31 protein-coding genes are annotated in these 25,827 nt (G+C 37.0%); 5 read left to right on the forward strand and 26 right to left on the reverse strand.

Annotated elements, in window-relative coordinates:
- Positions 1-35: 35 nt before the first annotated feature.
- Complete coding sequence (locus PZ898_RS09105) at positions 36-1,094, reverse strand: glucosaminidase domain-containing protein (RefSeq protein ID WP_062674272.1); 1,059 nt, start codon at positions 1,092-1,094, stop codon at positions 36-38.
- 66 nt (positions 1,095-1,160) lie between these two features.
- On the reverse strand, positions 1,161-2,069 hold the full coding sequence (locus PZ898_RS09110; protein WP_277695355.1) for a pyridoxal-phosphate dependent enzyme: 909 nt from the start codon (positions 2,067-2,069) through the stop codon (positions 1,161-1,163).
- A gap of 214 nt (positions 2,070-2,283) precedes the next feature.
- Here PZ898_RS09110 and PZ898_RS09115 point away from each other — a divergent pair, with 214 nt between their 5' ends.
- Positions 2,284-2,430, forward strand: coding sequence for a hypothetical protein (locus tag PZ898_RS09115; RefSeq protein ID WP_216444076.1), 147 nt, complete (start codon positions 2,284-2,286; stop codon positions 2,428-2,430).
- Here the strand turns inward: PZ898_RS09115 and PZ898_RS09120 are convergent.
- A complete protein-coding gene (locus PZ898_RS09120) occupies positions 2,414-2,740 on the reverse strand; it encodes a hypothetical protein (protein WP_120231980.1) in 327 nt (108 codons plus the stop codon). The genes PZ898_RS09115 and PZ898_RS09120 overlap by 17 nt on opposite strands.
- 40 nt (positions 2,741-2,780) lie before the next feature.
- On the opposite strand from PZ898_RS09120, the gene PZ898_RS09125 reads away from it, so the two are divergent.
- The 3 genes from PZ898_RS09125 to PZ898_RS09135 all read left to right on the forward strand — a co-directional run bounded on the left by PZ898_RS09125 (position 2,781) and on the right by PZ898_RS09135 (position 5,599).
- Positions 2,781-2,963: a DUF5522 domain-containing protein gene (locus PZ898_RS09125; RefSeq protein WP_047434227.1), complete on the forward strand. Its 183-nt coding sequence runs from the start codon at positions 2,781-2,783 to the stop codon at positions 2,961-2,963.
- Between the two features lies 1 nt (position 2,964).
- Positions 2,965-3,492 (forward strand): DUF4136 domain-containing protein, encoded by a 528-nt coding sequence (locus PZ898_RS09130; RefSeq protein WP_047434230.1) that lies wholly within the window; start codon positions 2,965-2,967, stop codon positions 3,490-3,492.
- A 316-nt stretch (positions 3,493-3,808) separates the two neighbouring features.
- Positions 3,809-5,599, forward strand: coding sequence for an endonuclease (locus tag PZ898_RS09135; RefSeq protein ID WP_062674264.1), 1,791 nt, complete (start codon positions 3,809-3,811; stop codon positions 5,597-5,599).
- A 199-nt stretch (positions 5,600-5,798) separates the two neighbouring features.
- Here PZ898_RS09135 and PZ898_RS09140 read toward each other — a convergent pair whose 3' ends face one another.
- From PZ898_RS09140 to namA, 17 genes are all read right to left on the reverse strand, one after another.
- Positions 5,799-6,518, reverse strand: a complete 720-nt coding sequence (locus PZ898_RS09140) for a hypothetical protein (protein ID WP_123279365.1) — start codon at positions 6,516-6,518, stop codon at positions 5,799-5,801.
- A 106-nt stretch (positions 6,519-6,624) separates the two neighbouring features.
- Positions 6,625-7,278 (reverse strand): hypothetical protein, encoded by a 654-nt coding sequence (locus PZ898_RS09145; protein WP_277695356.1) that lies wholly within the window; start codon positions 7,276-7,278, stop codon positions 6,625-6,627.
- A 17-nt stretch (positions 7,279-7,295) separates the two neighbouring features.
- Complete coding sequence (locus tag PZ898_RS09150; protein ID WP_277695357.1) at positions 7,296-7,676, reverse strand: hypothetical protein; 381 nt, start codon at positions 7,674-7,676, stop codon at positions 7,296-7,298.
- On the reverse strand, positions 7,657-8,217 hold the full coding sequence (locus tag PZ898_RS09155; RefSeq protein ID WP_136522569.1) for a LemA family protein: 561 nt from the start codon (positions 8,215-8,217) through the stop codon (positions 7,657-7,659). Before PZ898_RS09155 ends, PZ898_RS09150 begins: the two co-directional genes overlap by 20 nt.
- Entirely contained in the window at positions 8,217-8,999 is a 783-nt protein-coding gene (locus PZ898_RS09160; RefSeq protein WP_277695358.1) for a hypothetical protein, read from the reverse strand. The genes PZ898_RS09155 and PZ898_RS09160 overlap by 1 nt, the downstream gene beginning before the upstream one ends.
- Before the next feature lie 68 nt (positions 9,000-9,067).
- On the reverse strand, positions 9,068-9,838 hold the full coding sequence (locus PZ898_RS09165; protein WP_216444072.1) for a hypothetical protein: 771 nt from the start codon (positions 9,836-9,838) through the stop codon (positions 9,068-9,070).
- Positions 9,839-9,841: 3 nt separating this feature from the next.
- Positions 9,842-10,429, reverse strand: a complete 588-nt coding sequence (locus PZ898_RS09170; RefSeq protein ID WP_131797511.1) for a hypothetical protein — start codon at positions 10,427-10,429, stop codon at positions 9,842-9,844.
- Positions 10,430-10,439: 10 nt separating this feature from the next.
- On the reverse strand, positions 10,440-13,232 hold the full coding sequence (locus PZ898_RS09175; protein WP_277695359.1) for an OmpA family protein: 2,793 nt from the start codon (positions 13,230-13,232) through the stop codon (positions 10,440-10,442).
- A gap of 11 nt (positions 13,233-13,243) precedes the next feature.
- Positions 13,244-13,732 carry a DUF4280 domain-containing protein gene (locus tag PZ898_RS09180; RefSeq protein WP_062674244.1) on the reverse strand — a complete coding sequence of 163 codons (489 nt, stop codon included), beginning with the start codon at positions 13,730-13,732 and terminating at the stop codon, positions 13,244-13,246.
- Between the two features lie 29 nt (positions 13,733-13,761).
- The gene (locus tag PZ898_RS09185; RefSeq protein ID WP_277695360.1) at positions 13,762-14,805 is read right to left on the reverse strand and encodes a hypothetical protein; all 1,044 of its coding nucleotides are present in this window, start codon (positions 14,803-14,805) and stop codon (positions 13,762-13,764) included.
- Between the two features lie 53 nt (positions 14,806-14,858).
- On the reverse strand, positions 14,859-16,271 hold the full coding sequence (locus PZ898_RS09190) for a DUF2235 domain-containing protein (protein WP_277695361.1): 1,413 nt from the start codon (positions 16,269-16,271) through the stop codon (positions 14,859-14,861).
- Between the two features lie 34 nt (positions 16,272-16,305).
- Positions 16,306-17,280: a DUF2931 family protein gene (locus PZ898_RS09195; RefSeq protein WP_228432434.1), complete on the reverse strand. Its 975-nt coding sequence runs from the start codon at positions 17,278-17,280 to the stop codon at positions 16,306-16,308.
- A 61-nt stretch (positions 17,281-17,341) separates the two neighbouring features.
- On the reverse strand, positions 17,342-17,512 hold the full coding sequence (locus PZ898_RS09200) for a hypothetical protein (RefSeq protein WP_156106421.1): 171 nt from the start codon (positions 17,510-17,512) through the stop codon (positions 17,342-17,344).
- 1 nt (position 17,513) lies between these two features.
- The gene (locus tag PZ898_RS09205) at positions 17,514-19,445 is read right to left on the reverse strand and encodes a phage baseplate assembly protein V (protein WP_120231988.1); all 1,932 of its coding nucleotides are present in this window, start codon (positions 19,443-19,445) and stop codon (positions 17,514-17,516) included.
- Positions 19,446-19,592: 147 nt separating this feature from the next.
- Positions 19,593-19,997: a type VI secretion system tube protein TssD gene (gene tssD, locus PZ898_RS09210; protein WP_002977458.1), complete on the reverse strand. Its 405-nt coding sequence runs from the start codon at positions 19,995-19,997 to the stop codon at positions 19,593-19,595.
- A gap of 294 nt (positions 19,998-20,291) precedes the next feature.
- On the reverse strand, positions 20,292-20,570 hold the full coding sequence (locus PZ898_RS09215; protein WP_062674234.1) for a DUF2752 domain-containing protein: 279 nt from the start codon (positions 20,568-20,570) through the stop codon (positions 20,292-20,294).
- 30 nt (positions 20,571-20,600) lie between these two features.
- Positions 20,601-21,653, reverse strand: coding sequence for an NADPH dehydrogenase NamA (gene namA / locus PZ898_RS09220; protein WP_277695362.1), 1,053 nt, complete (start codon positions 21,651-21,653; stop codon positions 20,601-20,603).
- A 100-nt stretch (positions 21,654-21,753) separates the two neighbouring features.
- Here namA and PZ898_RS09225 point away from each other — a divergent pair, with 100 nt between their 5' ends.
- Positions 21,754-22,236, forward strand: coding sequence for a cytidine deaminase (locus PZ898_RS09225; RefSeq protein ID WP_062674230.1), 483 nt, complete (start codon positions 21,754-21,756; stop codon positions 22,234-22,236).
- Between the two features lie 222 nt (positions 22,237-22,458).
- Here PZ898_RS09225 and PZ898_RS09230 read toward each other — a convergent pair whose 3' ends face one another.
- From PZ898_RS09230 to PZ898_RS09255, 6 genes are all read right to left on the reverse strand, one after another.
- Complete coding sequence (locus PZ898_RS09230) at positions 22,459-22,767, reverse strand: barstar family protein (RefSeq protein WP_062674228.1); 309 nt, start codon at positions 22,765-22,767, stop codon at positions 22,459-22,461.
- Positions 22,764-23,315, reverse strand: a complete 552-nt coding sequence (locus PZ898_RS09235) for a hypothetical protein (protein WP_062674803.1) — start codon at positions 23,313-23,315, stop codon at positions 22,764-22,766. Before PZ898_RS09235 ends, PZ898_RS09230 begins: the two co-directional genes overlap by 4 nt.
- 113 nt (positions 23,316-23,428) lie before the next feature.
- Positions 23,429-23,932: a ribonuclease domain-containing protein gene (locus PZ898_RS09240; RefSeq protein WP_216444067.1), complete on the reverse strand. Its 504-nt coding sequence runs from the start codon at positions 23,930-23,932 to the stop codon at positions 23,429-23,431.
- Positions 23,933-23,957: 25 nt separating this feature from the next.
- Complete coding sequence (gene nadE, locus PZ898_RS09245; protein ID WP_062674224.1) at positions 23,958-24,749, reverse strand: NAD(+) synthase; 792 nt, start codon at positions 24,747-24,749, stop codon at positions 23,958-23,960.
- Positions 24,750-24,761: 12 nt separating this feature from the next.
- A complete protein-coding gene (locus PZ898_RS09250; protein ID WP_277695363.1) occupies positions 24,762-25,295 on the reverse strand; it encodes an N-acetyltransferase in 534 nt (177 codons plus the stop codon).
- Positions 25,292-25,822: a GNAT family N-acetyltransferase gene (locus tag PZ898_RS09255; RefSeq protein ID WP_227943114.1), complete on the reverse strand. Its 531-nt coding sequence runs from the start codon at positions 25,820-25,822 to the stop codon at positions 25,292-25,294. The genes PZ898_RS09250 and PZ898_RS09255 overlap by 4 nt, the downstream gene beginning before the upstream one ends.
- Between the last annotated feature and the right edge of the window lie 5 nt (positions 25,823-25,827).

Genomic DNA, 25,827 nt, shown 5'->3' on the forward strand with positions numbered 1-25,827 from the left:
GCTGTCAACGGTAGACTCTCAACAAAAAAATTAAATTAGTTTCGTGGTTTTTTGTCTATTAAATAAATAAGCTGTCCAGCAGATGGCTGCTGTCCTTCATCCATCCTGTTTTTAGCATATAATTTATTTAACTTGATTCCGAATTTTTGTGCGATATCATGCATATCTTCTCCGTATTCAGCTTTATAGGTGGCTGTATTTCCGGTTGAATTTTTAGACTCAAGGAAAACGATGTCATTTTTCTTCAACGTTTCGTTTTCAAGCTCATTCCATTTCATTAGTCTGCTTTCGCTTACTTTGAATTTGTTGGCAATGAATTTCACATCGGTATCTTCAGGAATGATAATATATTTCAACCCGTCATTCGGATGACTTTTGATCAGAATAGAATTAAGAATTTCAGCTTTCGTTTTAATTCTTTCTACTCTTTTTTGCTGTTGTGCATAAGAAGTCTGTTTATAAGGAACTTCAACGGTAACCGGTTCTTTCACTTTTCTGGTTGCTTTTGAAGGTTCCAGCTGTGCCATGAAAGTTCTGTCGTCTTTCAGATCCGGATACATTTTAAGAACAGCGTACAATACTTCATTAGAATTGGTATTGTCGTATTCATATAATTTATACTTTTCAATTTTGGAGATAAGAATGGAAGCATAGCGCGGGTTGGTAGCATATCCTGCTTTTTTTAAGCCGGTTGCCCACGCTCTGTAATCTTTCATATCCAATTTGAAAAGGTTAGCGTAATATTTTCTTGTGGATAAAAATATAGAATGGTCTTCATAAGACTGTCTTGGATCGTCGTACACACGGAAGCATTCGTTAGGTGCATCATCGGTATGTTTCATCGTTCTACCGGTCCAGTCTTCTTTACATTTTATACCGAAGTGGTTTTTACCTTCCTGTGCCAGTCTGCTCTGCCCGCCTCCGGTTTCCAGTAATCCCTGGGCAAGAGTGATAGAAGCCGGAATTTTGTATTTTTCCATTTCTTCTACTGCATATTTAGCAAACTTCTGAATATACTGATCTTCGGTTGCCCAAGTCTGGGCTGAAAATTTTGATAAAACTAAAAGGCTTATGGATAGAAAAAGTCTTTTCATCTTATATTTTTTATTGTTTTAAAATGAAAGATGGAACACTAAATGTTTCATGTTTTTCAATTTTACTTATATAATTAAATTTCTATTCTGTTTTTCCAACAGCAGATTAGCTCCTTCAATTCCCTGTAATCCACCAGTGTGAAAGCACAAAATCTTACTGTTTTCAGGAAAATATTCTTCTTCTATCAGTTCAAAAATCTTCTCCATCATTTTCCCTGTATAAATCGGTTCCAGAGGAATACCGTATCTCTCCTTGAAATCATTGATAAAATGGACGTTTCCATCACTTATTTTACCATAACCTCCAAAACATGAATTTATTAGATTAAAATTCTGTCTCAAAGTTAATTCAAAAATTTTATTTTCCAGAGAAGCATCGTCAACAGCTTTAAATCCTATAACTTTCTGATTCTCTTCACAAAATTTTGAAATTCCAGCAATAGTACCTCCGGTTCCAACTGCGGTGCAAAGATAGTCAAAATCTTTTGTTTGTTCGTTGAGCATCATTTTTACCCCTTCCACAGCCTCTTTATTGGTACCTCCTTCAGGAACTATCAATGCCTCAGGAAACTCCTGTTGAAGGAATTCCGTTAGTTTTTCTTTGTGACGGTATTCTTCGCGGGTGACAAATTTCAGGTTCATTCCATTTCTTTTGGCAAAAAGTAAAGTTGGATTGTCCCGCCATTTATGCAGCAGTTCTTCTCCTCTGATGATTCCTAGTGTTGGAATGCCAGCCATACTGCCTACTGCGGAAACCGCTGCAATGTGATTGGAAAAAGCACCTCCAAAAGTGATGATATAAGGATTATCTGGATTTCTTCCCAGATAATGATTAACATTGTGAAAGAGTTTCCAGTATTTATTCCCTGAAATTAACGGATGAATCTGATCTTCCCTTTTAATGAAAAGCTTTACGTTTTTATGAATTGGAATTTCCTTGATGGAAACAGGTTTTGTGGGAAGTTTTAATAGCATTTCAGTTTTACGAATCAGAGTTTATTCTTTACAAAAGTAGGAAAAGATTTAGTGTTGTGACAATTTGTTGTTTTTATTGTTTTTTTACCACAGAAAAACGGATTTCTACAGATGGTTGTTTGATACTTTTTTAAGTTTTGGCTAAAGCCGGATAAATTTTGCTTTTTTGATAAAAGGGCTAAAGCCCATTCCTATTGAATTATACAGTACTGCAATGCCAAAATATTCAGGTTATCTTGATGTGAAAGATCTTAATACTTCTGTCATTACAAAGAATAAATCGGAAGCCAGAATCCTGAACCCGAATCTCGTAACCCGGAACTCCAATGCATCATGCCCTTATTCTAAAGATATTTTCTAAAGTTCCAGAATTTTCTTTTTTTGAGATAATTCAGGTTGTTTTCATTAGCATAGGCTTCTCTTTCAAAGGAGATCCTTCTGTAGGCCAGATATCCGTCTTTGAGTTTAAAAAACCAGTAATAGTATTCAATACCATAGAAAATATAGAAGAAAATGATGAGCATTTCCAGTTGCTGGCGTAAATGAATTTTTTCGTGATTGATCAATACATTATTTTCCTTATCTTCGGGTTTCCTAATGAAGATAAAGGGAAAGAGAGCGATGCCATTAATTTTTAATTTTTTTAAAGGCTTTTGGCATACAATTATCATAGTAACAAATATAAAAAGTTTTTTGACTAGCATTTAACTTATGGCCCATTATGACATCAAAGAAGGTGAAGACTTCTACTATAATGAACAGGGGTACAAGGTTTTTACAGAAAAATTCCATCTGAAAAGAGGATACTGCTGTAAAAGCGGCTGCAGACACTGTCCTTACGGGTACGATAAAAAGACTGATACATTCATTAAAAGTGATAAAAAAAATAAATAAAATGAAAAAATATATTTTTATTTTGTTGGCATCTGCTACATTAGGCTTAACTTCTTGTAGCCCTTTTCAGGTACGTTCAGATTATGCTGAAACCGCCAATTTCAATTCTTATAAAACATATAAAATAAGAATTGATGATCTGAAACTGAATGATATTGATAAAGACAGAGTACTGAATGAACTGTCCAGACAGCTTCAGAGCAAAGGACTTCAGTCCGGAGAAAACCCTGATCTGATTATCAACGTAAAAGCAAATCATAAAAAAATCACGGATATCAATTCCTCTTCTCCTTACGGAATGTGGGGATGGGGCGGACCTTTCGGATGGGGTGTCGGCATGAGCAGAACATGGACAACCAATTATAATGAAGGTGCACTGATTGTTGACCTTATTGATGCAAAAAGCAACAAATTGGTTTGGCAGGGTATCGGAAGCGGAATTTCTGTAGATTCTCCAAAAGCGAAACAGAGACAAATCCCGGAGATTATGGCTGAGATTATGAAAAATTATCCGCCACAAAGAAAATAACATTAATGTCATCCATTATATAGCCGGTACGTTTTGTGTCGGCTTTTTTTATGGATAAAATTATTAAGTTTTAAGTTTTGGCTAAAGCCCGATGAATGGAATTACAATGTTAAGGCGGACTAAAGCCCACCTCTATTGAATACAGATACAGATATTTAACCACAACATCATTCATCATTCATCATTTATCATTTATCACTTATCATTCATCACTCATTATGTATCGCATACAGTGCATTTAAAATTAACAATTTTGTAATTTTTTATTCACAAAAATTGTGGTATTCTTGCTGAAACTTTATACTAAATATTAATTATGAAAAAAATCATTTTATTTTCTGTATTTGCGGGACTTGCCCACGCCCAGGCTCCTGCAGGATACTACAATTCTGCCAACGGACTGAGTGGTGCAGCACTGAAAACTGAATTAAGCAGCATTATCACCAACGGACATATGGATAAAGGGTACAGTGGGCTTTGGACAGCTTATAAAACCACTGATATCGATAAGGACTATGAAAATGACGGAACCATCCTTGATATTTATTCTGAAAGACCAGCAGGTAGTGATCCTTATACTTATACTCCGGGATCTGATCAGTGTGGAACGTATTCTACTGAAGGAAATTGTTATAACAGAGAGCATATTGTTCCTCAAAGCCTATTCAATCAAGCTTCGCCAATGGTTGCGGATATTCACTTTATCAGAGCTACAGACGGGAAAGTAAATGGAATGAGAAGTAATTATCCTTTCGGAAAGGTGGGAAGTGCTTCATTTACTTCACTGAATGGCTCCAAGCTTGGAACTTCTGCTTCTTCAGGATATTCAGGAACTGTATTTGAACCGATTGATGAGTTTAAAGGAGATGTGGCCCGTATGATTTTCTATTTTGTAACCCGTTACCAAAGCAAACTTTCAACATTTTCATCAGGAAATATGTTAGGAAGCTCTACTTTTCCGGGACTACAGACCTGGGAACTTAATGTTCTACTGGCATGGCATAATCAGGATCCTGTTTCTCAGGCTGAGATCAAAAGAAATAATGCTTCATATACTTTCCAGGGAAACAGAAACCCGTTTATCGACAATCCAAATTATGTTAACCTTATCTGGGGTTCTCAACAGCCCTCAGGTGACACTCAGGCACCTACTGCGGCAACAGGTCTGAATGTTTCAGGAACAACTTCCAGCAGTATTTCTCTTGCATGGAATGCTTCTACCGATAACGTAGGCGTAACAGCTTATAACGTTTATATGAACGGAAGTCTGCAAACTACGACAAGTTCGACTTCAACAACCATTTCAGGGCTCACTCCTTCTACAACTTACAGTTTTTATGTAGTAGCGAAGGATGCCGCAGGAAATTCATCATCAAACAGCTCAACAATTTCCGGCACTACTAATTCTGGCGGTACTACTCCGGGTACCAGCTGTGCCAATGAAAATTTTGAAACCATTCCTGCAGCCAGCTCTACCTATACAACGAGAACGTGGAGCAACGGAGGTACTTCCTGGACAGCAACGGATGCAAGAACAGACCAAACTATTAACAATAAATCGATTACGGTAAGAAACGGTTCTTTAACTTCCGGAAGCTCTGCAAACGGTATTGGATCTTTAACGGTAACTACGCAGCTTAAATTCTCAGGAACCAACGGTACTTTTGATGTAAAAGTAAACGGAACTACCGTAGGAACTATTCCTTACAGTACTTCAGTTACAACGACGACCATTAACAATATCAACATTTCAGGAAATGTAGTGGTAAGTCTGGTTAATACTTCATCAAGCAACAGAGTGGCTATTGATGATCTTGCATGGACATGTTATTCCGGATCAAGTGCAAGAATGGCTCAGAGTACAGCTACTGAAACTACTTCTAACAGTTTTAAAATCTCTCCTAACCCTATCACCAATCAGGAAATCTTTGTAAAAGGAGATCTTCAGAAGGTAAGAAAAGCGGAGATTTATAACCTTCAGGGGAAAACTCTTCAGACGATTGATCAGCCTTTCAGAAATGGAAACTCTATTAAAACAAGAAATCTTGGTCAGGGAGTTTATATTTTGAAGCTGGATCAGGTAACGATGCAGTTCTTAGTAAAATAATTCAAATACTGATTTGATATAAAAATGCCGGTTCTTTTTGGACCGGCATTTTTTTTTTTAACTCTCGCAGATTTTACTGATTGAGCAGATCTTTTCAACGCAGAGATTTTATTTTTCTAATGTTTTATTTTAGAGGACGAAGAGGAATCAGCAAGCTGATCCGGCTAAGCAAATGGTTTAATTTCTTTGCTATATTCTTTTAGTTCAGGGAGATTTTATCCAGGTCCGGATATCCTGACCCTTTCAGAAGGTCTTTCCATTCTTTATTTTTGAATACGAAGAGATTACAACGGTATTCGTCCGGTTTATTATCTATTTTGGTTTCACAGTAGTAATAGAGCATATCTCTGTTTCTCCAGATGGCAACTTCCTGTCTGAATTTATTGTGAGTCTGAATGATTTCATTGTCTTTAACTTCAGATTCAAAACCTTCGCGGATGGTATCAAAGCTAGGTTTCTGAAGTGTTTTATTCAGATTATCCAGAAGTGCTGTTTTTTCGTGTTCTGTATAGATATCAAGCTGATACATTCCCAATTCATCTTCTTTTTCATTAGCAAGCGGGCCGATTTCCTGATCTACTTTTCCAAAATGCAGAAGGACTTTATTGGTATTTTTATTATTTTTTCCTTCTAAATCTATCCCGTTGAAATGTAATAATTCTTTTGATGAAAAAGCCAGCTTTTCATTTCCGATCAGCGTAACGTCAGTGGTACGTACAGCATCCTTAGCCGTTGCTCCGGCAGATTTTAAAATTTCATTGATATTTTGTCCTACAGCAATTTTAGCAAGATTGAAGGGCTCTGTCTGAGTACTTCCCTGTGTTTCAACAAAAGACTCAGTCTCTTTATTTTTCTGATGTCCGCATGAAGCAATTGCCAAACAGACTATTGGTATTACTATATATTTCAATCTTTTCATAATGTTAGTGTTAGTATGCAGTTATCAATAATAGAACAGAAAAAAAGTAATTGAAGTATCCGGAGATGCTTTTTTATTTATTGCTTTCTATTTTTAAGCCCTATATTTAGTTCATATACTTATACCATGGAGACGCAGGAGGTGTTGAATATTTCAACCCAAAAACTGCGTTATTACGGTAAGCTTCTTTTGTCACAGAAATGTACTTATTTCTTATTTTCCCATCATCTTCAATGGAGATACTTAATATGGAATAATTTTTCCCGTCATCCCAGAAGAAAGAAGTAGGATATGTAAAGGAATTTTTTTCATTTTGATTCCATGACACTTTTTCCGGAGAAAGTTTTTTAAGCTTTTCAAAAATAGGTTTTACCAGTTTGGGATCTACCGTGGCTTTATCTGTAATAGAAGCAGTAGGATTTCCATTCTTTTTTACTATTTTTTCTACAAATTCCAGAGAAGATTTTTCGGCAGCATTGGTGTCGAGAGCTCCTACTTTTCCTTTGTATACTGTAATCCTTGTACCCATGCTATTATCTAATGGTATATTTCCGTAGGTTATTCCTTTGTTTTCATCAGCATAATATTGAATGATATCAGCTTTTGCTCCATCTTTCAGAAATAAGTCTTTGTTTTCAAAATCATACTTCTTTGCATCCTCCCCTAATGAAACTGATGACAGGTCAAATGATTGATTTCCACAACAGATATTGATCAATACTACAAAAATCAATACCAGCACTCTTGCTTTTTTCATCATGCTATATTTTTCTAAAATTACTGATTTTGTCTTTCCTTAATTATTTTAGACCAATCACTAAACATTTTGGTAATAGTATTGGCATTGATTAAACTGAAAACAAACATTCCCGTAAGTATCGTAAGCCAGCAATAGGCCAGTTTCACTCCATTTTTATCGGTAATAAAGAAAAGGATAAATATGGTCAGTGTTCCTATTATAAATGTAAAAAGCAAAGTATACATCAATACATGAATGATGTACATATTGAATTTCAGTTTTCTAAAGATCCATCCTATCATTGCTATCGGAATAAGCAGCAAAATGGGTACTAACATCGCTCCGAAAATGGTTGCTTCCGGGTAAGCAGCTATTTTGTCTTCTAATCCGAAAAAAGTATTAAAACTGAACCCCGTCATACTGTTTTTCTTCGTTTGTAATTTCCAGTAACGTTTTGTCTTTATAGCCTAACATTTTTGCCAGTATCACATTGGGAAATTCATGAATTCCAATATTATAAAGGTTTACACTGTCATTGAAAAATTCTCTTCTGTCTGCTATTTTGTTCTCCAGATCGGAAATTCTTTTCTGCAGTTCAAGAAAATTATTATTAGATTTCAGTTCCGGATAGTTTTCTGAAACCGCAAAGAATGAAGAAAGCGCTTTTGAGGTTTCATTGGCAATCTCGGTTCTCTTATTGGCATCAGTACTGTTATTGTAAAAAGTTCTGAGCTCTGTAAGGCGGGTAAGCAGCTTTTCTTCGTAGTTCATAAAATGTTTGGCAACGGTGACCAAATTGGGAATTTCATCCGCACGTTGTTTCAGCACCACATCAATATTGCCGTATGCTTTGTCAACGTTAAATTTGAGCATGACCAATTTGTTGTACAGATTGATCAGAAAACTTATAATAACTACCCCAAGCAGGATAAGTAATATGATAGCGACCGTCTGATTCATTATTGTGTAAGTATATAAATAATTATTAAAAGGATGATGGAACAGGTAAACATAAATGACCTCAGCAAGGGCTGGTATTTGTTCCAGACTGTGATTCCTGAGGAAGAAGTAATACCGAGTATTTTATAATAATCGTCTTTTCTGATGAAAGGTACTCCGTTTTTAGAATCGGCATAGCCTACCAGCAGCATCTTCTGACCATCTTTTAAAAGAGTTTCTTTGTACCTTTTACCGCCGTAGCTGCTTACATTGGTTTCTTCTAATAAAACCAGCTCTATTCCTTCCGGTTCTACTTCTATGATTCCTGTGTCATCTTTAACCCGGAAGATATTGCATTTCGTTTCCCTGTGAATGGTTCTGTAACTTTCTTTTCCGTCTGAATCTCTGTCAATATCTTCAATGGTATAATAATATCCGATGCAGGCTTCATTATTTACTGGTGAAAATAAAGGATTCATCATCATTAAAGTTCCTTCAATCTCTGCCAGTCCTTTTGCTACAGAATGGATCTTAGAGGTAGGCAGTGAGGATTGCAGGCGTAAAAAACGTTTTGAAGCAGTAGGCTTCATTAAAACAATAAAGATGAAAACAAAAAAAAGTAAAGGAAAAAAAACGATCGCTTTCTCTGCGTAACTGTCATAGTTATTGGAAATTTCAGAAGCATATTCATGCAGCGGCATTCTATCTTTGAAAATAATCCACAGAATAAAGTAAATAAAGCCTGCAGCTATTATTCCTAAAATACTATATGCAATGTATGGTCTTCCTTTTTTTACTTCCATCTATTTTGTTCTAAAATCTGGTGGAAATATCTGAATTTTGCTTCAGTATTTCTTTCTTTTAAATATTGCTATATAATCTCAAACTCATCCTTCCCTTCTGGGATATAAAATGTTATGGGCAGAACTAATTCCTCCTCACTTTCCGGATTTTCAAGGCGTAATGCAGACATCATATCTGTACATTTTAACGCGGCCAACTTTCCAAATGCTGAATATTCTACCTGAATATCATCCGGAAGGCTCTGCGCTTTGTATCCATTCTGCATATCCGAAATGATACTCTGCATCCTGCCTTCTGCCTGGCTTTTGCTAAGATACATGGCTACAGCGTTATTATTTTCTCTTTTTTGATATTGTGCTATGAACGAACTGTAATTGCCGCCATTAATCAGCTTTATAATTTCGTTATACTTTCTGATTAGTTTTTCTTTAACGTCGAACTTCGCGTCTTTAAGGTTCATTCCGTTCTGCCATGCCTCCAATTTATAAGGTACATCTGCTTCAAATGTACTTGCGTGTCCTATAAAAGGTATGTTTTTATCGGGCTTTTTGGTAAAATATTCATCAAACTGTTTTACAAAAGCATATTCTCCGGAAGCCATATCATAGAGATTCACTCTGTATCTTATGTAAGAATCTTCGTGTAACTCCTGATGCCCGTCCATGGGAAGACCTTTCACTTCAATCGTTTGTTTACCTCCTTCCAGAATAAGATGATTGATGGGAAAATCTGATCTGGTCTGTCCCTCAATACTCAATGAAATTAATTCCACATCATTAATTTTGATCTGAAATGAACACATTACCGCACTAAAATCTATTTCGTAATAAGGTTTCATTTTTTATTTTTTAGGATAAGCAAGGGTAAAACTGTCTAAGATGGAGAAAGTGCCGGCATCTGAAGAATTCTCCACTCTGGTTCCTTTCTTTACTACAATCAGTTTGGTATTGGTATATTTTGTATTGTCCTGTGTCAGTTCCTGAGTTTGGGTTAAAAATATCCATTTATTTTTAGCTGATGCATCCCAGAAGTAAGCAGCTCCTGTTTTATCAGTGGATCTTTTTTCCGGGTTACCATAGGTTTTAGTCAAATAATCAATCAGCTTTTTCCCTTCGTCTTCTTTAGCAAGGTTCAGTATAAATCCGAGGTATTGATTATTCTGGTAAGAGTTTACAAAAAGCGCAAGGTTGTTGTTGGAATAATCATATCCTTTGGGTACGGTATATTCAGAAAATGATACAGTTCCCAGCTTATAGTTTTTAACATCGGCCTGTTTATATGATAATAATCCGTAATTGGCTTCTGTTTCTTTTTCTCCCTTCGTAATATTATCCGATACTTTTTCATCAAATTTTAAAGATTCCAGATCGGTTTGTCCGTTGCAGGACACAATAGCCAAAAAGCTAAATAATAAGATAAGATTTTTCATTGTATGAATATTAATCATTTTTAATCAACGGAATATTTGCACTCATTCCAAATAAGGACTCTAATTCTTTTATCACATCAAAAGGAGGAATTACATTTTTAAAATCCCCTTTGGCAATTTCATATTTTCCATTTCTGCTTTCCTCCACTTTATGTTTATTTTTTGCAATTTTAATAGCAAGACCTACACTTATTGTAACTACATATTGGGCATCAAGGCCGTCAAATCCGAGAACAGGACGGTAATAAAGTCCTTTTTCATCATAGTTGATACCATGTCCATAGGTTATGGAAGCACTTCCGGATGCTGATGCTTCAAAATAAGCTTCTGCTTTTATAACAGCCAGTGAAACTTCTCCCTGAATTTTCACTCCTACTTTCAATTCCAATTTAAGTTTACTCTTACTTGAGACTTTAAATTCGGAATCTTTGAGTTTTCCTGCCGTATTAAATTTAAATTCGGATTCCACTTCTATCGTACTGGAAATAATAAGATCCATAAAGATATCAACAGATGCCTTGAAGCCTGCATTATCATTCCCTACATCTATTCCGGATTTCAGTTTTCCCTGAATTTCCTGATACAGCCTTGTGACTCCCGGCGCAGCTGTTCCTCCGCTTACCGCTCCGGAAATACCAAATACCAGGGCTCCCAGAAGATCAACTGTCATTTCCAGACCAATCAGCGGATTTGCTTTCAAACCTATAGCTACATCTGTACCAATAATGGCATTATTATCCTTAGGATGCTTTAAAAGCCAGTTACCTGACAATTCCATATTAGGAGGTTTCACAGCAAAGCTTACTGGAATCCCTTTAGGAGAAATGGAGCGTACTTTTCCTTTGGCCTGATTAAGAACTCCATCTGACAATGCTCCTATGGCAGCAAATGTATCATATATTTTTTTAAACTTGGTTTCGTACTGATATTTTAATTCTTTTTCCTGCTTATCATTGTTCCATTTTGCCTTTAAACTGAATGCAAGTGAGGCATCCTTTTGCTTCCATCTTTTTTCTGCTCCCATTTTACCTGCTTTTTTCTGCAGTTCTTTATGCTCATGGGGATCCATATTCATCCACTTTACACTGAGATCATTGGTAAGGTTCAGCGTAAAACTCAATGTCCAGTTGATATCCGGATAGGCTTTTATCAATACTGTCGTCCTTTTCTCATTGCTATAATATCTGCAGGTATGAACATGCAGATGAAACTGATTCGGATTTGTCCCTGCAGGCCAGATATATTGTATTGGAAGAGCATTAAATTGAGATAAATCTGAATATACTCCATAAGTAAAGGTAGGTGTGGTAAATGTTTTTACCGTATCTCCTTTATCGATTGCCTGTCCTACATCTACAACCTGAATCTGTTTTTTATGTTTTCCTTTACTATCCCTGAAACACTCATTGGTTTGAAAACCTGTGACATCAATGATGAGGTTTTTCTTTGTAGAGACATCTGGTGCTGTTACTTCATAATGAATAGTTTGTGCATCATGGGCATTAAAAACAAATGAGATATCTACTCTGCGGTTATTTTCGTAGTCTTTCTCATTTTTGTATTTGATATTGTCTCTTCCCATTTTATCATCGGTAGGATCTACTTCTCCTTTTCCTACGGATATTATTCTTCTGGGATCTAATCCACCATCAGCAAAGAATTTTTTGACAACGTCTGCTCTTCTTTGGGAAAGTCCTTTATTGTAATTTTCTTTTCCTATCACACAGGCATAGCCGCTGAGATTCATGGTAGCATCTTTATGTTCCAAAAGGAATTTGAGTACATTATTAAGAATAGCAACCCCATCTTTATCAATGACTGTGGAATCAAATTTATAATAGATTGTTCTCTGAATATGTTCCTGTAATGCAGCAGATTTTATCAGTTTAACGCCATTCCCATTGTCAAAAACTTTAACGGTTGTATTGCTGGCTTTTCCGTCCTTGGTTTCATTTTCAGTAATCTTGATCACTTCAAATTTGCAGGGCTCAAGTCTGACAGAGTTTACATCCGGCTTATATACTTTGGTTGGTGTCTGGTTCTGAGCACCGTTGGTATTGGTAGTGGCTACTTTATTTTTAACATTCAGATAGATGGCATGAAGATCATCACCCAATTTATCTTTGATATATTGTTTGGAAGCAACATCTTTCACTTTAACATAGAATTCCTCTACATTCTGGATATTGTCTACAAAGGCCATCCACGCAAAGGTGTTTTCTATTTTCAGATTGACTTCACCATCTATTACCTGTACATTGTTGTAGGTATGTACCAGTTTATCTGCCTTGGCTGTCTGCTGATTCCAGAGTTCGATACTGACTGTATTTCCATTAAGCCCTTCTGTCACGAGGTTCAGGTGAACAATATGTCCATAGGAAATGTAATCAACTTTTTTATTGTTTTTGATGCTTTTGCTGTTTTTCTGCGTAGACCATTTGCTGCTTATAATTTTAGGTTCACACCAGCCTTTTACATATATTCCTGTATCATTTTTGGGATCTCTTACTCCTGAAAGACTGGCTTCGATATAAAACTGATAGCTTCCGCAGTACTGCTTACCAATTAAAAATTTATATCCGGTAGCAGAGGTGATCTGATTGATGATAATTTTTTTGCTGCTGTTCTGTCTCATCCAGGTCAGCGGTTTCTTTTTGTCTGCATCTGTAGTGCCCGGCAGCCATTCGTCCACACCGAACTGCACCCACTGATCCGGTTTTATGGTAATTCTTTGCCCTAATACAGACATTTTTGGGTAATACAATCCGCTTACAACTTTTATTTTTTTTACGCCTTTTGCCATTTTCTTATCATTTAGATTGCACCATCCTGCCCTCCTCCTGAAGGCTGTTCGTTATACATTTCTTCAGAATCTACCAACGGATTGATCTGCTGCTGAACATCTTTATCGGCATTTTTAAAGTTCTGCTGGCTGGCTTCCGCTCTTTGCCCATGGTCTATAATCTCGATGCATGGCGTTCCTGCAACAGCACATACGGCTTTGCTGTCTTCCACAATGATATATCCGCCATTGCTGAGTTGTACTTTATCATAAAATTTCTGCCATTCTGTAACCATAATTTTGCACGGCGGCGGCGGCACTCCCATTTTGGTACAGTTTCCGAATGTATTTTTTTCAAATGTGGCGGCTCCAATTTCTTTCGTGGTGACGATCAGTTTTTTGGAAGCGCTTTTATCATTGGCATATTCTTTTTGATGTGTAAGTACTTTCAGCTTGTCCGGAACCTGCCCGAACTGGCATTTGCATAGGGCGCCCTGTACTACAATATGTTTTTCTGCCATATTAATTTTATCTTTAGTGAAGTGGTAATTTAGTTTTCATCAATTCCTGAAACTGATACTGAAATCTTTTTCTCTTCCTGCAGCATGATACTGCATTCGAGGTAAAGAGATTCCGGAAGTGAAGTTTCTCCTTTCAGATAGCTTATGAGTCTGAAATGTCCTTCTTCATTCATCACAGAGTCGTCTTCTATAATCAATGAAAAAGGTGATCTTCTTATAAAATCATCAATATTTCTTTCTTCATATAATTTTCCTGACCCTTCTATGGTAATCAGGCCTGTTTCTCCTTTCACCGGATCTGTTTCCAGTGTCAATTTGTAGCTGGGTTCAATTGCATTGTCTACTACAGGAAAGGTTGTTGTCATCTCTGTTTTAAATTCCTTTCCAAAACTTTGATATATTCCAAAAAATAAAGCACGGACGAAGTAATCATTTTTCAGGTAAAGACTGATCGCCTCAGGCTGGCTGATTACTTTTTCAATCTTTTCACAGTAGTCGCTTACCGTTTTGCCTTCAAATTCTTTATAGAGCTCTTCTTTTATAGCTGGCCATCTTTTTGAAAAAGCCTCAGCATTTTCTACTCCTTCAAATTGACCATGTTCATCCGTACTGATGTGTAAAGGGTATAAAACTTTAGAAGTTCTGTAAGCCAGCAGATCTGCAATTTCATTCACTTCTTCTTCATTGAGATAAAGCTTTGATGTTCTGTCTATCTCAAAAAAATGATGTCCTTTTTCTGTTTTCAGCCACCGAACGGATACTTCATACTTTAATTCGCTTTTATGTTCTCCTTTTTCAATGGTAATAACTACGCTATATCTTCGCACTGAAGTTTCCGGCTGAAGAGTAAGGCTGTTTCCTCTTCCGAATTTGACTAAAATGTTTTTATCTGCAACAGCAGTTCTCGGAACAAAAAGCTCTTTCTGCCCGTTAAGGTTAATCAGGATCATATCCTTAACGGCGCAGTGGTTATTATGGAAGAGTTTTAATGCATCTTTATCAAGCCCGTACAGTGAGGCTATACTTTTTAAAGTTTCATCTTTCTGAACGGTATGTATATTATATTTCTGCATAAAAATGTTCCTGCTTCAAATTCTTTTTTGGTATAATACTCTTATTTAAATGTTTAATGGATAACCCTTGTTCTGTTGGGTCTCGGATCCATTCCTATTTTTTCTCTTCTTGCAGACCAATGAAGGTACTCATGACGAAGCTTTCTTAAATCGTCCTGTTCCTTTACTTCTTTCTGATAAGCTGCCTGACGGTGTTCCGGGATTTCATTTCCTCCATAGGCATCCCTAAGCTCTTTGTAATGTCTGAAAGAATAAGGTTTACCGTCTCCCATGACGTAAGTTCTAAGACGGTCTTTTATTCCTATTAAAAACTGATCATTCAAAATGGAATATTTATCATCCGTCATCTTTTTTAAGGTGATAGGAAGATTTTTATCAATGCCGTATTCTGCCATAAAATGCAAAGGGATATAACTAAAAGTCTTCACAAGATCACGTGAACCTCTTAATGACAAATAGAATCCGGGGGTAATGGTGAGCTCACCTTTATGATACCATCCTTCATTTTCAAGCTCTGTCTTTAGTGCTTCTAATTTGCTGCTGGTAGTCCATGATGTCTCAACTTCTTCCCATGTTTCATTTCCGTTTTCATAGGCTCCGCCTACGTCACAGTGTACACCAGGGAATGTTTTTTCAGTTCCGATATGTACTCTTGTCAGGTCAAAGTTTTCTCTGTGTTCATCGGCTGCAATGAAGTGAACTACAGTCTGGGCTTTTCCAATTTCATTCAGGCTTAATTCTTCTACGTCATTGCTGAAATTGGGTACCGGTGACAGATATTTTGAATAGGAAGAAACAGTATCGTAGATTCCCAGAAATCTTACTTTTAAGACATCTACCTTTAATCCTGCTTCTTCGAGCTTGAGGCCAAGGTGCCCCCATCTTGGAAGTTCTTCAGAATCAACACTTTTCCCGTCATCATCTGAATAGGTGGTTACTGAAACAGCTTCGTTTGCGACGGTGCGTGAACTGGCTTTATATTTTGCCTTTCCTATTTCGTATACAAAATTACGTGCGGCAGCAGCTCCACGGCTGAATCCGAATACATCGAAAGTAAGTACCGCAATTTTATCAGCTTTCTTTTCAGCTTTAAGGGTTTTCACCTTTTTTACAATTTCTTCGCAGCCTTTTCTCACTTTTGATCTGATTCCGGTTTCCCCTGTTCCGAAAGCATATCCCAAGGTAGCATCTCCTTTCTTATCTTCTGTACCAATTCCTTCTATATAAATACCAAAGTTTTTATCATAGTTATCCCACATGCGGGCTACATTACTCCAGTCATTGTTATAACTGGTATTGTCTTTAGCTCCTCCTCCATGTTTTTTATGGGCATCTGTTCCCTTTTTTCTTTCGTCTGTATTGGTTTTATTATTCAGGGTTCCGTCAAAAAAAATCCCAATGGTAATATCCAGTACTTCCTCTTTGGATACAGATGGTGTATAACTTCCAAATTGATTGTTGTGCATCGTTCTTGTTTTTAAATTGACTGATTGAATGCTATTATTCTATCTTTCGGGATACCCTGATTTTTGCTTTGGTAACGGCCAGCTTTTCTTTTTCAGATTCTAAAGACACTAAAACTTTGGTATTATCTTCGTTGACTTTAATGGTCAGATCAATGTTTTTGTCTTTTCCTGATTTCTGAAACAGATCAAATATTTCTTTGTCATCAAAAGCGTCTATCCATACCGCATACCTGTTGTTATTTTTATCTTTCCAGTAAAAACCACAGAATTTTGGTATAGCTCTGCTTTTGTAAGTATTCTCTTTTAAACTTTGGTCAAAAAGATTTTCCTGCTCTCCATTATAATTGGTAAAACCAAAATCGATCCATGTGGCTCCTTCAGGAAGAATCACAACAGGTTTCCAGTTGTATTTCTCTCTGTATACGTTATAAATATCTGCTGCAGGATAGCCTTCTTTTTCAATTTTCTCACGAACTTCCGGCTTGAATGTCTTATAAGACGGATCTTTCAACATTCTTTCTGCAAAGCCTTCCTTCAACATATACTGAGCATTATCGTATGCTTTTTCTTTGGTAATAATGGTATCATGAGCCTGAAAAGCACCTACTTCTTTCTGGTTTCCAGGACCTTTCATCCAAAGCACTACTCTTCCCTGGGGAGCTAGTCCCACCACAAAGGAGTTGTAGGTAGCTTTCTTTTTCGTATCCTGATCTACAAATCCTTCATTAAAAAGGCTTTTAATCTTTTCTTTATCCAGATTCCATTTTCCGGTGTAGAATTTATTTTCTACCAGAGAATACCATGTGAATTCCAGTTCATGAGGTGCATCCATTCTTTCAGTATTGACGTTCATGGTGCCTCCTTCTTTCCCCCATCCTGTATTCTGTGTTCCCCAGATGGCATCAAAGCCGTAAGTAAAATCATCGGCAACAATAGCTCCTTCATAAACTTCCATCGGGTATTCCTGCGGTGCAGAAACGGTTCCCAGCCAACTGTATTTTTCTTCCATTTTTTTATTCTGACAATTCGTTAATGAAAAACACCATATAAAAAGAATCAGCAGGTTGTACTTACTTATGGCCATGGGACATAATCTTCTTGTTACTTGCTAAAACCAGGTTATCTCTGTGTGCTTCCACATTGATTTTTTTTGCTATTTTTTCAACCTTTTTTCCTACGCTCAGATGGTAAGAATCTTTCACCGTAATGCGCAGGTTGGTTGCTGTTTTGATGATCGCCATATCAGAAAAGTTTTGATTTTTCAGCACTGTTGAACTCTACAATCTTTCCGCTCTGCATGGTCATATTTTCCAGTTCGCTGAACATGGAAATTTCCCCTGCTATTTCATTGGATGTTTCAGATTGTCTTTTGAATTCTTTTTCAATCATTTCCGTTCTGGTGTCGGAGGTTTCCGTAATATCTCCCGAAGCGGTTAATTTCATATCTTTTCCTGCGATGGAAACAATATTATCGTTTGCGGTACTGGTAATACTTGCTCCTGCTCCTATTGAAATTTCTTTTCCTGCAGTGATATTGATATTGTCGCCTGCATTTAAAGTAAAGTTTTTAGGTGCTTTCATGCTGATATTACCCTGTCCGTCCATGTAATAGGTATTACCACTCGGATCAAGAATGGTTACACTTCCTTCTTCGTCATTCATGAGAATCCTGATTCCACTTCTGGTCTGTATAGACTTAAGATGATTGTTAACGCCACCTCCCAACGCTACGCCTCCATGGAACATTCCTCCCATTACGAAAGGTCTGTCCGGATGGCTGTGCACAAAGTTGACCATCACCTGATCCCCCACTTCCGGAATGGCTACATACCCACGGTTTTGGGTAATCTGATCGGTTCCTCCGGCATCTGGGCTCATCATACGGATAAAATGAGTGGTATCATTGGTCTGCCAGTCAAATCTTACCTGTATTCTTCCCTGTCCTTCGGGATCCGTATTGGAAATTACAGTGGCAGTTTGTGGCTCAGCTTTCGGAATGGTGTACTCAGGTTTTGGAAGAAATCCTGTATCTGCTGCTATTCCTACGAAGCTTCCTTTGTAATGACCTATTGTGTCAATCTCATGTTCTGATTCCGTAATCATTATCCTTGTGAAATAAGAGGTTTCATTAGAATCCTGTTTACGCATCTGGACATCTGCTACGCAACCCGGATGAAGGAAAGGAACTGTTGTATTTCCTGAAACAGAAAAAACATTTACCGCTTCGCTTCCAGCTGCACTTTTCTGAGAATACTCCACGTCTAAGTGTGTAGTTGCTTTGATGGGAGCTATCTGCAGAGCCGGAGTCTTATAAATAGTTTCGTTATGACTGTATGCTGTTTTTGCAAGATCACTTACATGTTTAATGGGTGTAGACCCGGACGTCAGCTTTTCATTTTTATTACTGTTGTAACCGTAAAATTGAGGTTTTGTATGTACTGCTTTCAGCTCAACTTTTATTTCATTGGCACTGCTTCCATAGGTAAGCGTAATGGGTTTATTCTGAGCAGGCAGTTTTCCGAAATGTAAAACTTCACCATCATAGTAAAACTGTTCACCATAAGCTTCTGCCATCCTTGCCAGATAGTTATAATGGGTTTCATCATACTGGCTGCTATAGATAATCTGAGAGAAGTTATTGGCATCTACTCTGACATCAAATCTGCTTTTATCAATTCCCTGCTTGATTACCTCTTCAGCAATGATTCCTACATTCACAGGCTGGTTTCCTCCAAAACTCTGAATATGCGGTGCACCGTCAAGAAGGATGGTAGGGCTGTAACCTGTAAGCACAATATTTCCTAAACTCATATGTTCCTGACTGAATCCCACTCCGGTAATTACTCCTACAAAGGTTCTTTCCGGACTGTTGTCAATATCTTTATAGGAAATAACGGCTGTAAGTCGCTTTCCAAGGAATTTATTAGCTTCTTCCAATGAATGGGTCTGTCTGTCTCCCAGAGTATCGTGTGCCAAAGTCAGCGTAAATTCGTGATGACGTCTGGTACTTTGCTTAAGCTTGAAATGCTTGTAGTACTTGATAATTTTCCCTTCTATGACAAGAGAAAGTTTTACCAGACGGTTGATACCTGTGTGATGGTTTTCGGAAATACCATCTGCATTCTGCGTCGGACGAAAAGACGTCGCTTGTGAGTTTCCAGGTGTATTTGACATATTTTTAGTGATTTGATTAGTTTTCTAAACGATTATTCAACAGAAAGAGAATTTAAAAATAAAAACAAAAGATCCTGCAGAATATAGTCTTAGGTAAAAAAAGACCGTCTTGTAAGGACAGTCTTTTATTTCTTGCTCATGAAAGACTTAGCTCATTGGCCAAAGTCCGTCATAAGATGAATTTCCATAGGTAATGCTTTCAGCACTTACTACGAAGCTGATCAGCATATTATTACTATCAATGGCATCGAAGTCTACTTCATGCTGGATTACATATCCGTTTTCCCACTTCAAAGAGATCAATGTTCCTTCTTCGTGAGATTTATTAAAGTTGATTTCTCCGCTTGTTGGTTTATATTTACTGTTTAATAAGCTTTCTAACACATCAGATTTTTCTGTTGCTTCAATTGTTACTTTGATCAATGCGTTTGACGGATCAGATGCTACACGTCCTGAAACATCTGTAGATCTTGACACGCTATAGTTAAGCTTTAACAACTTCTGACCTTCTCCTCCATTGAATTTTAAGATTCCTCTTGAATTTCCTGCCATATTCTTAAATTTTAATCATTAACGACTCTTCCCTGATATAGGATTTATATAACAAAGATAGAGTTCATGTTCTAATTTAAAAAGTTTTTAGGCCACTGTTTCAGAAATTGTAGTAGTTCTACGACATTTTAAAATTCTATCCAACAAAATAATACAGGAATTTTAATCTATTAAATTATGCTTTATGTTAAAATTTTTCTACACAAACTCCCATTAATCAATACAAGGCAGAAGGATCAAAACAAAAAAAAAAAACACTCACAACCAAACACTTAAACTCTTATCTTTTCATGGTTAATAATGTTTATATATATACCCAACTACCATAATAATAAGATTAATGATCACTAAAATCATTAAAATATTACCATATTTTCTTTTTTTATCGATGAAACTCACGCCAAGGATCAAAAAGAATAACAATAAGGTGTATACCGCCGGATACATTTGAAAAGCTTCTGAAAATTTTCCTTCAAATACCAATACGATTGCTCTCTGCGCACCACAACCGAGACATTCTACCCCTAAAAACTTCTTACTGGGACAGGTAAGCATAAAATCATTGATATCCATTTCTGTTGTTTTTACAGACTATTACGATCTTTAAGTAGAGATTTTGGCTCTGGTATACTGGTGTGGGAAAAAGCAGTCTTCTTTCATTTCAAAAGATCCCTGAACAGCAATATAAGGATTTCTCAGAATCTCTCTTGCTACGAAAATAAGATCGGCATCCCCTTTCTGAAGAATTTCTTCGGCTTGTTCTACCTTGGTAATCAGTCCTACAGCTCCTGTCTTCACTTCAGCCTCATTTCTCACCTGCGAAGAAAAAGGAACCTGATACCCTTCGAAAACTGAAATTTTCGCTCCATGGATATTTCCACCACTGGATACATCTACAAGGTCTACGGAATGTTCTTTTAGAATTTTCGCCAGTTCTACACTGCTATGAATATCCCAGCCATTTTCTGCATATTCCGTTCCTGAAATTCTTACAAAAAGGGCTGTATTTTCATCCAGCTCTTCGTTAACAGCATCTACAATTTCGATCAGAAACCTGATTCTGTTTTCAAAGCTTCCCCCATATTCATCTGTTCTGATATTGGAAAGCGGTGATAAGAACTGGTGGATCAGATATCCGTGAGCTCCATGAATTTCGATAATATCAAAACCTGCTTTCACAGCTCTTCGGGCTGCTTTCTTAAAATTTTGAATGATATCCTTCACCTCATCCGTACTCAATACATGCGGAATTCTTTCTGTAGGGTGATAAGGAATAGGGCTTGGTGCCACCGTTTCCCAACCTTCTTCCACAGGAATCTGTATATTATTCCATGTTGAACCTTTTCTTCCGGCATGAGCCAGCTGAATTCCTATTTTACTTTCTGAATTTTTGTGTACAAAATCAACAATTCTCTGTAATTTGTCCGCCTGTTCATCATTCCAGATTCCCATGCAGTGATTGGTGATTCTTCCTTTGGGTTCTACTCCTGTAGCTTCTACCATCAAAAGACCTGTACCGCCCTGCGATCTGCTTCCGTAGTGTACAAAATGGAAATCGTTAGCTTCTCCGTTTTCACATGAATACATACACATAGGTGACATGACCCATCTGTTTTTTAACTCTATATTCCTAAATTTTATTGGTGTGTATAACATTTTTAGTCTTAAAAAAATTGAACTTTTCCCCAGGAGAATAAAATATTGCCCACTTCATTAAAAAGAACTAATTTTACCCCCCTTTTTTAGTTGACAATATATGAAAAAAGACATACAGATCAGTTACGAATATTTTAAAAATAGCAGTGAGCTGAGCGATATAGAAAATACATTATTTGAAAGGGCCAAAGCGGCTCGTGAGAATGCATATGCACCGTATTCTCAATTTTTGGTAGGATGTTCCGTATTACTGGAAAACGGAGAGATCTATTCCGGAAACAATCAGGAGAACGCAGCCTACCCATCCGGACTCTGTGCCGAAAGGACTACTCTTTTTTGGGTAGCAGCCAATTTTCCGGATGTGAAAATAAAAAAGATTTTCGTTGTGGGCGGACCGAAAGAATTCCATGAGAAAAACCCTCCAATTCCCCCTTGTGGAGCATGCCGTCAGAGTCTGATTGAATACGAGACCAAGCAGAATGAAAATATCGACCTTTATTTTTCGAGTATGAATGAAGAGGTTGTAAAAGTGCATGCAGTGAAGGATCTTCTTCCTTTCTATTTTGATTCTACGTTTTTGTAACCAAGTGAAACCTGATTTTTAGCTCCTTGCCAAGGTTTGAATCATTGACACTTCGCATTGATTAGTCGTAAATGAGGGTTACAGTTAAAGGATATAATAAACCTAACAGGTTTTGGAAACCTGTTAGGTTTGTACGGTAAAGAATAAAGAATTGAATACTATAGAAGCCAAGAATCAGCATAAAAAAAGACTGTCTCCTGTATTGGAACAGCCTTTCTTTTTTTATTCTTCAGATTCTACATCGTCATCTTCGTCTTCGTACTGCTCCAGATAATAGCTGAAACTAAAATCTTCCACTTCTTCTTCAGCATCTTCCAAGGTAGTCAGCAAGTCTTCAAAAATCTCAAGCTGATCTACAGTCATGTTGACGAATTCTAAATGGAGCGGCATTTCCATATCTCCGGTGATCGTATCAAAAAGTGCATCAAGATTATCACCAAACTGCTCAGGAAGCTGAATTTTCTCCTTTAGCTGGGCGTAAAAATCTTCATAGTCACCTATGTCCGTAAAATCTATATATACTGTCTTCATATTGAATTAAATTTCCAATTTTTATTGATTAAAAAAGTTTTGCATTTTTTGCAAAAATCCGTTTCTTCATTGGTAGGATTCTTACCTTCTGCATCTCTCATAAAACACATTTTTTCCGGGCAATGTGGCAGCCCTTGTGTATGCCCCAGCTCATGAATGGCTATTTTGTAAAACTGCTCATCCCGGTTTTCTTTACTCAGTCTGAAACTTGAAGCCACGCAAGCTTTTCCTGGTCTATACCCCAACCCCATGATTCCAAAGTCTCTGATCTTTCCTCTGGTAGCACTGATATCCTTCGCTGTCAGACCAATTGTGACAAAACCTTCTTTTGTTTCTTTATTCAAAAACTTAATGATTGAATCAGCTCTATATCGGTTTCTCTCTTTATAATAAGTATTTTCAGGAAATTCTATCGCATCCAGAACTTTAACATTCGGGTATATATTTCTTATTCCTTCGGCTACTTTTGCTACAGTTTCCGGTTTAATATCTTTAAATGGCTGTATGAGTATTGTTACGGCTGGTTTTGCTGCTTTTTCCGCTATCATATTTTTCTTTTCTGAACATGAGTAGGTCAGAATCAAAAGAATAATAAAGTAAAAAAGTCTATAATTTTTCAAAATTAAGATTTATAATAATTACAATGTAAATTATACAATGGTCATTGCTTTTCAAAACTTTTATAGTGGTTTTTGGTAAGATATACATCACCATTTTGAGTGTAGATGATACGGTCAGCATTTCTTCCACCACAATGATAGTTTACATCTGCTTCAAAGTATCGTTCTCCATCCGGCAAACGTCCTTCTCTGTTTCCGAAATGATCTCCGCCGATAGCTTTTCCGGGAAGTACATCACAAAGATTTCCTTGAGAAGGATTCCAACCCTTTTTTCTTGCTTCCTTTTTAGTGATATAATAATCCGGAAGCTTATGATTTTGCTTTACATAGCTGATTACCGTTTTCTCTTCTGTAAGCTGGTCTATAGAAACCTGGACAGAGGAATTACCATCCGAAGAAGTACTGCCATAACTCACCGTTTCCTTTTTTGCAGAACCTGACTGTTCTTTTTTATCTTCAATAAAGTTCCTGTAGACGTACATCACAGACATTCCGAAAAGAAGCCCCAGACATATAAAAAATACAGATCTTATTTTACCGTTCATACCTGTTATTTATTGTAATGCTATTCTATGCTCTCCATTCTTCAGGAATATCGCAAACCGGAATAGGATCCATTTTATGTTTCGCAGCCTTATGCATTCTGTCGAAGATCTGGAAAACTTCCTTATCTCTGCCTTCGTAATCGTCAGCTGTTTTCGTTCCATATTCTTTCTGGATTTTTTCCAGTTCCGGATACGTAGCACCAATCTGCTGTTCATCTGTTCTTTCCGTATCCCAAAGGCCATCGGTAGGAATAGCCTCCTGAATGCTTTTGATAAGATTCAATCCTTTAGCAAGTTCGTATACTTCAGTTTTATAGAGATCTGCAATAGGTGAAACATCTACCCCGCCATCTCCATATTTCGTATAAAATCCAATTCCGAAATCTTCTACTTTATTTCCTGTTCCACAAACAAGAAGCCCGTTCAGCTGTCCGTAATAATAAAGTGTAAGCATTCTAAGACGTGCTCTTGTGTTGGCAAAAGTCAAATTCTCATTGGGATATACCTCATCATTTACATGGAAGGTTTTATAGATCTCTTCAAAAGCCGGCGTAAGATTGACGGATATTGTTTCTACATTGGGAAATCTGGATTTAAGGTCATTCATATGATCCTGTGCACGATCTACCTGATCAGCTTTCTGGCGGATCGGCATTCCAATCAGTAGTGTTTTCATGCCTGTCATTGCTGCTAAAGTAGAAACTACTCCGGAATCTACTCCTCCGGAAACTCCAATTACATATCCGTTTACTTTAGCATTTGTAGCATAATCCTTTAACCAGCTTACAATGTGATCTATTACTTTTTGTGTCTGCATTGTTTATATTTTTTAGTCTATTCCAAATTCATGAGGGTATTTTACCACTCCTTTTCTATCTTTTAATCCGTCTTTTACCAATTCTACAGCCATTCCGTTTTCTTCCGGAATATCAAATGGAAAAGAAATTCCAAAATTACTTGTTTTTTTGTAACCAAAGCGAGGATAATATTTTTCGTGCCCGATCAATATCACCGATTCATATCCCAATTCTTCCGCAATACGATGTCCCTCAAGAATCAGTTTCGCTCCGATTCCCTGATTCTGAAACTCCGGTTTTACTGAAACAGGTGCCAGTGCAAGGGAATCAAACGATTTTTCTTCATTGACAATTTTAATTTTAGTAAACAGAATATGTCCGACAATTACCCCGTTTTTATCTTCGCCCACCAATGATAATTCCGGGATGAAAGCTTCTGAACGTCTTAGTTTTTCTACCAGAAAGTGTTCCTGATGATCACTGTATTCCATTTCTCTGAAAGCTTCCTCCGTCAGCTGAAAGACCTTTTGATGATCTTCTTTTTCTTCTTTTCGTATTGTTATCATTTTTTACCGTAATTTTCACGCTTTAGTTCGTACCAAAAGCAAATGCCATCAGGTTCTTCAAATTCGCTGGTTTTTTCAAATCCTAATTTTCTTAGAATATGATTGGAAGCATCATGTTCAGAATGGGCATAGGCATAAATGACTTCCGCATTTAGGTCATTAAAACCATAATCCAGAGAAGCTATTCCGGATTCCACAGCATATCCTTTTCCCCATGATTCCGGCAGAAAACGATATCCCAGTTCCAGCACATTTTTATAGCCATTGGTTTCATGGGTAAGCAGTTTCAATCCGCTCCATCCTATCAGAAGTCCGCTCTCTTTTTCTACCACTCCAAGCCTTCCTACTCCATTCTCCTCATACTGTTTCTGAATCATGCTGATGACCTTTTTTGATTCATTGATATCCGTCAAAACCGGTACACCAATGTATTTCATAACTTCAGGATTGGAATCCAGCAAAAATATGCGTTCAAAATCTTCATCTTCGAGTTTTCTTAAAATCAGTCGTTCTGTTTCTATCATCATAATTA

It is taken from the genome of Chryseobacterium sp. WX, from assembly GCF_029542485.1.
In the GTDB taxonomy this organism is placed as follows: domain Bacteria; phylum Bacteroidota; class Bacteroidia; order Flavobacteriales; family Weeksellaceae; genus Chryseobacterium; species Chryseobacterium cucumeris.